Here is a 12,443-nt window from a genome sequence, read left to right on the forward strand (position 1 = left end):
TCCGCGGCGAGACGCTCACGTACGCCGGGCTGGACCGCGCGGCCGACCGGCTCGCCCGCGCGCTGCGGCGGCGCGGCGTCCGGCCCGAGGTGCGCGTGGGGCTCTTCGCCGAGCGCTCCCCCGGAATGGTCGTCGCCCTCCTGGGGATCCTCCGCGCCGGCGGCGCCTACGTCCCCCTGGACCCCGACTACCCCGCCGTGCGCGTGGCCTCCCTGCTGGAGGACTCCGCATGCGCCGCCGTGCTGGTCCAGGACCACCTGCGCGGCAGGCTCCCCGCCACGGAGGCGGACGTCCACTCGCTGGAGGCCCTGCTCGCCGAAGCGGGGGAGGAGTCCCCGGCCCGCGAGGCGGGGGTCGACCCGCGCAATGCGGCGTACGTGATCTACACCTCGGGGTCCACGGGAACGCCCAAGGGGGTCGTCCTCCCCCACGCGGCGCTCGCCAACCACATGGCGTGGATGCAGCAGGCCTTCCCGCTGACGGCGGCGGACCGCGTGCTGCAGAAGACGCCGTTCGGCTTCGACGCCTCGGTCTGGGAGTTCTGGGCCCCGCTCCTGGCCGGAGCCGTGCTGGTGCTGGCCGAGCCCGGTGCGCACGCCGAGCCGGCCCGCCTGGCGCGGGCGATGGCGGAAGAGGAGGTCACGGTCGTGCAGTTCGTCCCCTCGCTCCTCGCCGCGGTGCTGGAAGAGGAGGAGCTGCGGTCGGCCGCGCGCGTGCGGCGGGTCTTCAGCGGGGGCGAGGCGCTTTCCGCGGGGCTGGCGGCGCGCTGCCGCGACGCGCTCGGCGCGGAGGTGGTGAACCTGTACGGGCCGACGGAGGTGTGCATCGACGCGGCCGCGGCGGTGGCGGAGCCCGGCGGCGGGGCGGCCGTTCCGCTGGGGCGGCCCGTGGCGAACGTGCGGGCGTGCGTGCTGGACGGGGCGGGGGACCCGATGCCGGTGGGAATGGCCGGGGAACTGTACCTGGGCGGCGCGCAGGTGGCGCGCGGCTACCTGGGCCGGCCGGAGCTGACCGCCGAGCGCTTCGTCCCCGATCCGTTCGCGGGGGAGCCCGGGGGACGGCTGTACCGGACCGGCGACCGCGTGCGGTGGCTCGACACGGGCGAGCTGGAGTTCCTGGGGCGCGTGGACCAGCAGGTGAAGGTGCGCGGATTCCGCATCGAGCCGGGCGAGGTCGAGGCCGCGCTGGTCGCGCACCCCTCCGTGCGCGAAGCGGTGGTGGCCGTGCGGGAGGGCGCAGCGGGAGGGAAGCGCCTGGTGGCGTACGTGGTCCCCGGAAAGGGCGCGCAGCCCTCGCCGGCGGAGCTGCGGGAGCACGTAGCCGGGCGCCTGCCCGAACCCATGGTGCCGGGCGCCTTCGTAGTGCTGGACGCCCTCCCGCTCCTCTCCAACGGGAAGGTCGACCGCAGGGCGCTCCCGGCGCCGGAGACCGCGGGCCCGAGGCACGTGGCGCCCCGCACCACGACCGAGGAGATCCTCTGCGGGATCTGGGCGGAGGTGCTCCACACCGCGCCGGTGGGCGTGGAGGAGAGCTTCTTCGACCTGGGCGGGCACTCCCTCCTGGTCGCGCAGGTCGTTTCCCGGGTGCGCCGCGCGTTCGGGGTGGAGCTGCCGCTCCGGGCGCTGTTCGAGGCGCCCACCGTGGCTGCGTTCGCGGCGCACGTGGAGGAAGCGCAGCAGGCGGGAGCCGCCGGGGCGGCGCTCCGCGTCGCGCGGGTCCCCCGCGACCGGGATCTCCCGCTGTCGTTCGCGCAGCAGCGGCTGTGGCTCGCGGACCGCGTGGAGCCGGGGAGCAGCGCTTACAACATGCCCTTCCCGCTGCGCCTGCGCGGAGCGCTGGACGAGCGGGCGCTGGGAAGGAGCCTGGACGCGCTGGTCCGGCGCCACGAGGCGCTGCGCACCGTCTTCGGCGAGCGGGACGGCGGGCCCGTGCAGGTGGTCCTCCCGCCCGCTCCCGTACCGGTCCCGGTCGTCGACCTCCGCGCGTACCCGGACCCGGCGCGCGAAGCGGAGCGGCTCGCCGGAGAGGAGTCGCTGCGGCCCTTCGACCTCGCCACGGGTCCGCTGCTGCGGACCCTGCTGCTGCGGCTGGGCGAGCAGGACCACGTCCTCTGCTTCACGCTGCACCACATCGTCAGCGACGGGTGGAGCATGGACGTGATGGTGCACGAAGTCTCGGCGCTCTACGCCGCCTTCGCCGCGGGCCGGGAGCCCGCGCTCCCCGACCTCCCGGTGCAGTACGCCGACTACGCCGCCTGGCAGCGGGCGCACGTCTCCGGGGAGGCGCTGGAGGCGCAGATGCGCTTCTGGAAGGAAGCGCTGGCGGGCGCGCCCCCGCTGCTGGAGGTCCCCACGGACCACCCCCGAGCGGCGGGGCGGAGCCCTCTCGGCGGAGCCTGCTCCTTCGCGCTCCCGGCGGAGCTCACCGGGGCGCTGCGGGCACTCTCGCGGCGGGAGGGGACCACGCTGTTCATGACCGTGCTGGGCGCCTGGCAGGCGCTGCTCGGGCGCTACGCGGGGCAGGAGGACGTGATGGTGGGGACCCCCGTGGCGGGCCGGACGCAGGTGGAGACCGAGGGGCTGATCGGGTTCTTCGTCAACATGCTGGCGGTGCGCGCGGACCTGCGGGGAGACCCGACTTGGCGGGAGCTGCTGGGCCGGGTGCGGGAAACGGCGCTGGAGGCGTACGCGCACCAGGACCTCCCCTTCGAGCGGCTGGTGGAGGAGCTGGTCACCGACCGCAGCCTCACCCACCCGCCGCTCTTCCAGGTCGCCTTCGCCCTGCACCGCAACGCGCCCGGCGAGGGGCTGTCGCTGGGGAGCGTGGAGGTGGACTCGTTCGAGGTGAGCGAAGGCGCGGTCCGGTTCGACCTGGAGCTGGCGCTGGTGGAAGGCGGGGAGGGGTTCAGGGGCGTGCTGACGTACCGGAAGGCGCTGTTCGAGCCGGAGACGGTGGAGCGCCTCATCGAGCACCTGGAGATCATGCTGGAGTCCATGGTGGCGGACCCGCACCGGCGGATCTCCGAGGTGCCGCTGCTGCGCGGGGCCGAGCGCGCCCGTGTGCTGGAGGCGTGGAACGCGACCGCCGAGGAGCGCCCGGACGGCTGCGTGCACGAGATGTTCGCGGAGCAGGCGGCCCGTACTCCGGGCGCGGTCGCGGTGGCCTGCGGAGACCGGGCGCTGACGTACGCGGAGCTGGAGGGCGCGGCAGACCGGGTGGCTCACCACCTCCGCCGGCTGGGCGTGGGGCCCGAGGTGCGGGTGGGGATCTGCCTGGAGCGCGGGGTGGAGATGGTCGCCGCGGTGCTGGGCGTCCTCAAGGCCGGGGGCGCGTACGTGCCGCTGGACCCAGAGTATCCCGCGGACCGGATCGCGTTCGTGCTCGGCGACTCGGGCGCGGCCGTGCTGCTCACCGAGTCGCGCCTGCTGGACGGGCTCCCCGCCTTCGGGGGAGCCGTGGTCTGCCTGGACCGTGACCGGGAGGCGCTCGCCGCCGGCCCGGGCGGCGCCCCCGGGGGCGCGGCGGATCCGCGCAGCGCGGCATACGTGATCTACACCTCGGGGTCCACGGGGACGCCCAAGGGGGTTGTGGTCGAGCACCGCAGCCTCGCCAACTTCGCCCGCACGGTACGCGGGACCTTCGGGCCCGGCGCGGGGCGGACGGTGCTCGGACTCGCGAGCTTCGCCTTCGACATCTGGGCGTTCGAGGTGCTGGTTCCGCTCGTCAGCGGCTCCACGGTGCGCCTTCTCCCCATGGACCGGGTCAGGGACGCGGACGCCGTGGCGGCGGAGCTGCGCACGGCGGGAGCCGTGCACGCGGTCCCCGCGCTGATGCGGCAGGTGGTGTCGTCGGTCCGGGGGGCGGGGGGCGGGCCGCTGGAAGGGGTGCGGCGGGTCTACGTCGGGGGCGACGCGGTACCGCCCGAGCTGCTGGCCGAGATGCGGGAGGCGTTCCCGGCGGCGGAGCTCCGGGTGCTCTACGGGCCGACCGAGACGACGGTCCTCGCGGCGAGCAGCGCGGTCGCGGGGGAGGTGGCGGGGCGGATGGTCGGACGGCCGCTCGGGAACGTGCGGCTGTACGTCTGCGACGCGGCGGGGCAGCCGCAGCCGGTGGGGGTGCCGGGCGAGCTCTGGATCGCCGGGGCGGGGGTGGCGCGGGGGTACCTGGGCCGTCCGGGGCTGACGGCGGAAAGCTTCGTGCCCGATCCCTTCGGGGGCGAGCCGGGCGCGCGGCTGTACCGGACCGGGGACCGCGTCCGCTGGCTGGCCTCGGGGGAGCTGGAGTTCCTGGGGCGGGTCGACGCGCAGGTGAAGGTGCGCGGCTTCCGCATCGAGCCGGGGGAGGTCGAGGCGGCGCTGCTCGGCCAGGCGGAGGTCGGGGAAGCGGTGGTCGTGGCGCGGGACGACGGCCGCGGGGAGCGGCGCCTGGTGGCGTACGTGGTCCCGGAGGCCGGCGGGTCCCCCTCGCGGGAGGGCACGCCCGAGCTGTGGCCCTCGGTCGGCGACTTCTTCGTGTACGACGAGCTGATCTACTCGGGCCTCACCGGCGACTCCCGCCGCAACGCGCGCTACCGTGCCGCCCTGGAGAGGCACGCGCGCGGGGGGGTGGTCCTCGACGTCGGAACCGGCGCCGACGCCGTCCTCGCGCGGCTCGCGGTGGAGGCCGGCGCCCGCAGGGTGTACGCGGTGGAGCTGATGGAGGAGTCCTACCGCAGGGCGAAGCGCAGGATCGAGGCGCTCGGGCTGGAGGACCGCGTCGTGGTGCTGCACGGCGACGCGCGCACCGTGCAGCTCCCCGAAGCGGTGGACGTGTGCGTCTCCGAGATCGTCGAGTCCATCGCGGGCGGCGAGGGCGCCGCCGTGGTCCTCAACGCCGCGCGCCGGCACCTGAAGCCCGGGGGGGTGATGATCCCGGGGCGGTGCCTCACCCGCGTCGCGGCGGTCACGCTCCCCGACGAGGTGGGCGCCGACCCCGCCTTCTCGCCCACGGCCGCGCACTACGTGCAGCGGATCTTCGAGCAGGTGGGGCACGCCTTCGACCTGCGCCTCTGCGTGAAGGACTTCCCGGACGCCTGCCGGCTCTCGGACCACGGCGTCTTCGAGGACCTGGACTTCGGCGCGGGGCCGGTCTCCCCCGAGTACCGGCGGGAGGAGGTGCTGACGGTCACGCGCGACGGGCGGATGGACGGCCTGCTCCTCTGGCTGAGGATGGAGCTGGCCGAAGGGGACGTGCTGGACATCATGGAGGAGGAGACGGCCTGGTTCCCCGCGTACTTCCCCCTCTTCGATCCCGGCGTCGAGGTCCGGGCCGGCGACCGGATCCGGCTGGAGTGCGGCGCCGCGGTCTCCGGCAACGGCGTCTCGCCGGACTACTCGGTGCGCGGGGCGGTGCTCCGGCGCGAGGGGGGCGCGGTGGAGTTCGAGCACACCTCCGCCCACCACGGGCCCGGCTACCGCGCGAGCCCCTTCTACCGGAAGCTGTTCCGGGGCGACGAGGTCCCGGTGCGCGCGCGCGAGGCGGAGGCCGGGCTCCCGCAGGTTCTGCGGGAGCGGCTGGCGGCGGTCCTCCCCGAGCACATGGTGCCCTCCACGGTGGTCGTGCTGGAGCGGCTTCCCCTGGGCCCCACGGGGAAGGTGGACCGGCGGGCGCTACCGGAGCCGGACGGGAGCGCCTCGGCGGAGTACCTGGCGCCCCGGACGGAGACGGAAGGGGAGCTGGCCGCCATCTGGGGCGAGGTGCTGGGGATGGAGCGGACCGGGGTCCGGCACTCCTTCTTCGACCTGGGCGGACACTCGCTCCTCGCCACGCGGGTGGTCTCCAGGATCCGGCAGGTGTTCGACGTGGACCTCCCGGTCCGGCTCATGTTCGAGGCGCCCACGATCGAGGCGCTGGCCCACCACGTCGACGGCGCGGTCCGGGCCCGCCTGGAGCAGCTCGCCAGCGGGCTGGAGGGGCTGGACGACGGCGAGCTCGCCGCGCTCCTGGCGGACCTGGACATGGAGAGCGCGGCGGGGTCCCATGACTGACCTGCTCCTCCAGCTCGCGAAGCTCTCCCCCGAGAAGAGGCGGCTGCTCGAACAGCGGCTCAGGGCGGGACCGCCGCCGACGGCCGAGCTCCGGCCCCGCGCGCGCGGCGGCGAGCCGCTCCCGCTCTCCTTCGCGCAGCAGCGGCTCTGGTTCGTCGACCGGCTCGATCCCGGTCGCTCTACGTACAACATGTCCTACCCGCTGCGCGTCAGCGGAGAGCTGGACCTCCCGGCGCTCCGGCGTGCCCTCGACGAGGTCGTGCGCCGCCACGAGTCGCTGCGCACCCGCTTCCCCGTCCGGGACGGCGAGCCGGAGCAGGTGGTGGAGCCCGCTTCGCGGGCGCGGCTCCCGCTCGTGGACCTGGGCGGGCTGGGGGAGCGGGCGCGCGAGGCCGAGCTGCGGCGGCTGGCCGCCGAGGAAGCGGGGCGGCCGTTCGACCTGGCAGCGGGCCCGCTCCTGCGGACCACTGCCGTGCGGCTGGGGGCGGCGGATGCGGCGGTGTTCTTCACCATGCACCACATCGTCAGCGACGGGTGGAGCATCGGGATCCTGGTGCGCGAGGTGTCCGCGCTCTACGCGGCGCACTCGCGCGGAGAGGCGCTGCGCCTCCCCGACCTCCCGCTGCAGTACGCCGACTACGCGGCCTGGCAGAGGGAGTGGCTCACCGGCGCGGTCCTGCAGGAGCAGGTCGGCTTCTGGCGGGAGCGCCTGGCGGGAGCCCCCGCGCTGCTGGAGCTTCCCACCGACCGGCCGCGGCCGCCGGTGGCGGGCGACGGCGGGGCGATCCACGGCTTCGCGGCCGGGGCGGCCACCACGGCCGCGCTGGACGCGCTCGCCCGCCGCGAGGGGGCGACGCGATTCATGGTCCTGCTCGCGGCGTGGCAGCTCCTGCTGGCGCGCTACGCGGGGACGGACGACGTGGTGGTGGGGACTCCCATCGCGGGCCGGACGTGGGCGGAGACGGAAGGGCTGATCGGCCTCTTCGTCAACACGCTGGTGCTGCGCGCCCGCGTCCCCCGCACGATCACCTTTCGCGAGCTGCTCCACCATGTGCGCGAGACGACGCTGGGGGCGTTCGAGCACCAGGAGTTCCCGTTTGAGAAGCTGGTGCAGGAGCTGGGCATGGAGCGGAGCCAGGCCTACTCGCCGGTCTTCCAGGTGATGTTCGCCCTCCAGAACGCCGGGGGCGGGGAGCTGGAGCTGGACGGGGCGGGGGTGGAGGGGGTGGACGCGGGTGAGTCGGCCCCCGCGAGGTTCGACCTGTCGCTGAGCCTGTTCGGCGCGGACGCGGAGATCCGCGGGGAGCTCACCTACCGCGTGGAGCTGTGGGAGCGCGCGAGCATCGCCCGGCTGCTGCGGCACTACGGCCGCGTCCTGGAGCAGGTGGTGCAGGCCCCGGAGCGGCTGCTCCGGGACGTGTCGCTGCTGGCCGACGGGGAGCGCGCCCAGGTGCTGGAGGGGTGGAACGCGACCTCCGCCGCGTACCCCCGCGGCCGGTGCGTGCACGAGCTGTTCGCCGAGCAGGCGGCGTGCACCCCGGGCGCCCCCGCCGTGGTGTTCCGCGGCGAGACGCTCACGTACGCCGAGCTGGACCGGAGGTCGAACCGGCTCGCCCACGCGCTGCGGCGCCGCGGGGTGGGGCCGGAGGTGCGGGTGGCGCTCTGCCTGGAGCGGGGGGTGGAGCAGGTCGTCGCCGTCCTGGGGGTGCTCAGGGCCGGTGGCGCGTACGTGCCGTTGGACCCGGCGCACCCGCCAGAGCGGCTGGCCCTCCTGCTCTCCGACGCGGGCGCGCCCGTCGTCCTCACGCAGCCGCACCTGCGGGAGCGGCTCCCCTCCACCGGGGCGCAGGTCCTCTGCCTGGACGGGGATCTCCCCGGCCCCGGGGTCGGCGATGCGGCGCCCCCGGAGAGCGGGGCCGTGCCGGAGAACCTGGCGTACGTCGTCTACACCTCGGGCTCCACCGGCCGCCCCAAGGGCGTGATGGTCACCCACCGCTCCGTCGTCAACCTTGCCGCGGCGCTCCGGGAGGCCGTCTACGGGCGGCGCGGAGCGGATGCCGCCCCGCGGGTGAGCATGAACGGGCCGCTCACCTTCGACACCTCGGTGAAGCAGTGGGTGCAGCTCCTCTCGGGGGCGGCGCTCTACCCCGTCCCGGACGAGGTCCGCTACGACGGCGGGACGATGGGCGAGTGGCTGCGGGAAAGCCGCGTGGAGGTGCTCGACTGCACCCCCGCGCAGCTCCGGGTGCTCATCGCCGACGGGCTGCTGGAGCAGGCGGGCGCCGCACCGACCGACGTGCTGGTCGCGGGCGAGGCCATCGACCCGGCGACGTGGCGCCGGCTTGGGGAGGACGCGGGGCGCCGGTACTACAACCTCTACGGGCCCACGGAGTGCACCGTCGACGCCGTGCTGAGCCCGGTGGAGGCGTCGCGGCCGGTGCCCGTCATCGGGCGGCCGATCGGCAACGTGCGCGCGTACGTGCTGGACGCCGGCCTGGACCCGGTGCCCGTGGGGGTCCCCGGCGAGCTGTACGTCGGCGGGGAGGGGGTGGCGCGCGGCTACCTGGGGAGGGCGGACCTCACGGCGGCCGCCTTCCTCCCCGACCCCTTCGGCGGACGGTCCGGCGCGCGGCTGTACGGGACGGGAGACCGGGTGCGGTGGCTCCCCTCGGGGGAGCTGGAGTACCTGGGGCGGACGGACTTCCAGGTGAAGGTGCGCGGCTTCCGCATCGAGCCGGGCGAGGTCGAGGCCGCGCTGCAGGCGCACCCGTCGGTGCGCGAGGCGGTCGTGGTGGTGCGGGAGGACACGCCGGGGGAGAAGCGCCTGGCCGCGTACGTCGTGGGCGGCGACGTGGCGGCCGCGGCGCTGCGCGCGCACCTCGGGGCGCGGCTGCCGGAGTACATGGTCCCCTCCGATTTCGTGGTGCTGGAGTCGCTCCCGCTCACCCCCAACGGCAAGGTGGACCGGCGGGCGCTCCCCGCGCCGGAGGCGGCGTCCGGGGACGCGTTCGTGGCGCCGCGCACGCCCACCGAGGAGATCGTCTCGGGGATCTGGGCGGAGGTCCTGGGCGCCGCGCGCGTGGGAGCGGCGGACGACTTCTTCGCGCTCGGCGGGCACAGCCTCCTGGTGGCGCGCGTGGTCTCGCGCGTGCGGCGCTCACTCGGGGTCGAGCTTCCCCTGCGGGCGGTCTTCGACGCCTCCACCGTGGCCGGGCTCGCGGCGCGGATCGACGCCCTCCTCCGCGAAGAGCGGGAGGGGCCGGTCCCGCCCCTGGCGCCCGTCCGGCGCGACCTGCCGCTGCCGCTCTCCTTCGCGCAGCAGCGGCTCTGGCTCATCCACCAGCTCGATCCCGCGAGCCCCGCGTACAACATCGGCTACCCGCTCCTCGTCCGGGGCCGGCTGGACGTGGGAGCGCTGCGGCGGGCGCTCTCCGGGGTGGTGCGGCGGCACGAGACGCTGCGCACCCGCTTCGCCGAAGAGGGCGGGACGCCCGTCCAGGTGGTCGGCCGCGCGGAGCGGGCCGCCGTGGGCGTCGTCGACCTGCGGGAGCTCCCACGAGCGGCGGCCGGCGACGTTCTGCGCCGGCTCGCGCGCGAGGACGCGCTACGCCCCTTCGACCTGGCGCGCGGGCCGCTCCTGCGCGCCACCCTCGTGCGTACGGACGCTGAAGAGTGGGGGCTCCTCGTCAGCATGCACCACATCGTCAGCGACGGGTGGAGCACCGGGGTGATGGTCCGGGAGCTCTCGGAGCTGTACGACGCCTGCACCGGGGGGCGGGAGCCGCGCCTCCCCGTGCTCCCGGTGCAGTACGCGGACTACGCCGCGTGGCAGCGCGCCTGGCTCTCCGGCGACACCCTCGAGGCGCAGCTCGCCTACTGGCGGAAGGCCCTGGCGGGAGCCCCGCCGGTCCTGGAGCTCCCGGGCGATCACCGGTCCGGAGCCGCTCCGGAGCCGCTCGCCGGCACCCACGTGTTCCGTGTGCCGGAGAAGACGACCCGCGCCCTGCGGACGCTGGGGCGCGAGGAGGGCGCCACGCAGTTCATGGTGCTGCTGGCCGCCGTGCAGGCACTCCTCTCCGTCTACTCGGGGCAGGAGGACCTGGTCGTCGGCACCCCCGTCGCCAACCGCACGCGCGGGGAGACGGAGGGGCTGATCGGCTTCTTCGTCAACACGCTCGTGCTGCGCGCCGACCTCTCCGGCACCCCCACCTTCCGCGCGCTGCTGGCCCGGGTGCGGGAGACCACGCTGGGCGCCTTCGCGCACCAGGAGCTCCCGTTCGAGCGGGTGGTGGAGGAGCTGCAGCCGGAGCGGAGCCTCAGCCGCATGCCCTTCTTCCAGGTGATGTTCACCCACCAGGAGTCCGGGGCGGGGGAGCTGCGCCTGGGCGGCGTGCACGCCGAGCCCCTGGAGGGAGCGGAGGGGATCGCCAAGTTCGACCTCCTGGTGTCCTTCACCGGGGGCGAGGACGGGCTGACCGGGGCGCTGGAGTACGCCGCCGACCGGTTCGCGCCCGCCACCATCGCGCGGATGGCAGAGCACCTCCGCGTCCTCCTGGAGGGAGCCGCCGCCGACGCGGACCGGGCGATCACGGCGGCGTCGCTGCTGGACGGGGCGGAGCGGGAGAGGGTGGTCGTGGAGTGGAACGACACGAGGACCGCCTATCCCCGCGGGAGCAGCATCCCCGCCCTCTTCGCCGAGGCCGCCGCCCGCACCCCGGCCGCGGTGGCGCTCTCCTTTGCCGGTGACACGCTCACGTACGCGGAGCTGGACGCGCGCTCCGCCCGGCTGGCGCACCTGCTGCGCGCCCGCGGCGTGGGACCGGACACCCCCGTGGGGCTCCTCCTGGAGCGCTCGGCGGAGCTGGTGGTCGGCATGCTGGCCGTGCTGCGGGCCGGGGGCTTTTACGTCCCGCTGGACCCCGCCAACCCGGCCGAGCGCCTGGCGGCGATGCTCTCGGAGACCGCCGGGCCCGTGTTGCTCACCCGGGGCTCCCTGCGCGGGCGCATCGCGGAGAGCGCGGCCCGGGTGCTGGACCTCCAGGAGCTCGCCGCGCTCCTGGACGGGTACCCGGCAGAGGCGCCCGCCGTGGAGGTCGGACCGCAGCACCTGGCCTACGTGGTCTACACCTCCGGATCGACCGGGAAGCCCAAGGGGATCGCCGTCCCGCACCGGGGCGTGGTGCGCCTGGTGAAGGAGAGCGACTACGTTCGGCTCACCCCCGGCGACCGCGTGGCGCAGGCCTCCAACGCCTCCTTCGACGCGGCCACCTTCGAGGTCTGGGGGGCGCTGCTGAACGGGGCCGCCCTGGTGGGCGTGGACCGGGACACCATGCTCGCTCCCTCGCGCTTCGTCTCCTTCCTGCGGGAGGAGCGGATCACCACGCTCTTCCTGACCACGGCGCTCTTCAACCAGGTGGTGCGCGAGGTGCCCGAGGGCTTCCGCACCCTCACGCACCTCCTCTTCGGGGGCGAGGCCGTGGACCCCTCCGCGGTGCGCGCCTGCCTGGCGGCGGGAGCCCCGGAGCGGCTGCTGCACGTCTACGGACCCACCGAGAGCACCACGTTCGCCTCCTGGCACCGCGTGGAGAGGGTGGGGGAGGACGCCGGCACGGTGCCGATCGGGCGGGGAATCGCCAACACCACGCTCTACGTGCTGGACCGCGGCGGGGAGCCGGTGCCGGAGGGCGTTCCCGGGGAGCTGTACGTGGGCGGCGACGGGGTGGCGCGCGGCTACCTGAACCGTCCCGGACTGACGGCGGAGAGGTTCCTGCCGGATCCCTTCGGCGGGGAGCCGGGGGCGCGGCTGTACCGGACGGGCGACCGGGTGCGGTGGACGGAAGGGGAGATCGAGTTCCTGGGGCGGGTGGACTTCCAGGTGAAGATCCGCGGCTTCCGCATCGAGCCCGGGGAGATCGAGGGCGTGCTCCTGGGCCACCCCGGGGTGCGGGACGCGGTGGTGCTGGCGCCGGAGGACGGGGGAGAGAGGCGGCTGGTGGGGTACGTGGTGCCGCGAGAGGGGGCGGAGCTGGGCGCGGAAGGGGTGCGGGAGTACCTGAGGCAGCGGCTCCCGGAGTACATGGTGCCGGCGTCGGTCGTGGTGCTGGACGCGATGCCGCTGAACGCGAACGGAAAGGTGGACCGCCGCGCGCTCCCGAAGCCGGAGCGGGCGTCCGGGGAAGGGTACGTCCCCCCGCGCACCCCGGTGCAGGAGGTGCTGGCGGGGATCTGGGCCGACGTGCTCGGGGCCGGGCGGGTGGGCGCGGCGGACGACTTCTTCGCCCTGGGGGGGCACTCGCTCCTGGCGACGCGGGTGGTCTCCCGGGTGCGCGAGGCGTTCGGGGTGGAGCTGCCGCTGCGGGCGCTCTTCGAGGCGCCCACCCCGGCCGCCCTGGCGGAGCGCGTCGAAGCGCTGCGGGG

Annotated in this window: 2 protein-coding genes; both read left to right on the plus strand. The window is 75.5% G+C overall.

Going from position 1 to position 12,443, the window contains the following annotated elements; all coding sequences use genetic code 11:
- A partial coding sequence (locus tag VGR37_24935) for an amino acid adenylation domain-containing protein (GenBank protein ID HEV2150667.1) occupies positions 1-6,026 on the plus strand: 6,026 nt, incomplete at its 5' end.
- A partial coding sequence (locus VGR37_24940) for an amino acid adenylation domain-containing protein (GenBank protein ID HEV2150668.1) occupies positions 6,019-12,443 on the plus strand: 6,425 nt, incomplete at its 3' end. The genes VGR37_24935 and VGR37_24940, both read left to right, overlap by 8 nt.

It is taken from the genome of Longimicrobiaceae bacterium, from assembly GCA_035936415.1.
GTDB lineage: Bacteria > Gemmatimonadota > Gemmatimonadetes > Longimicrobiales > Longimicrobiaceae > JAFAYN01.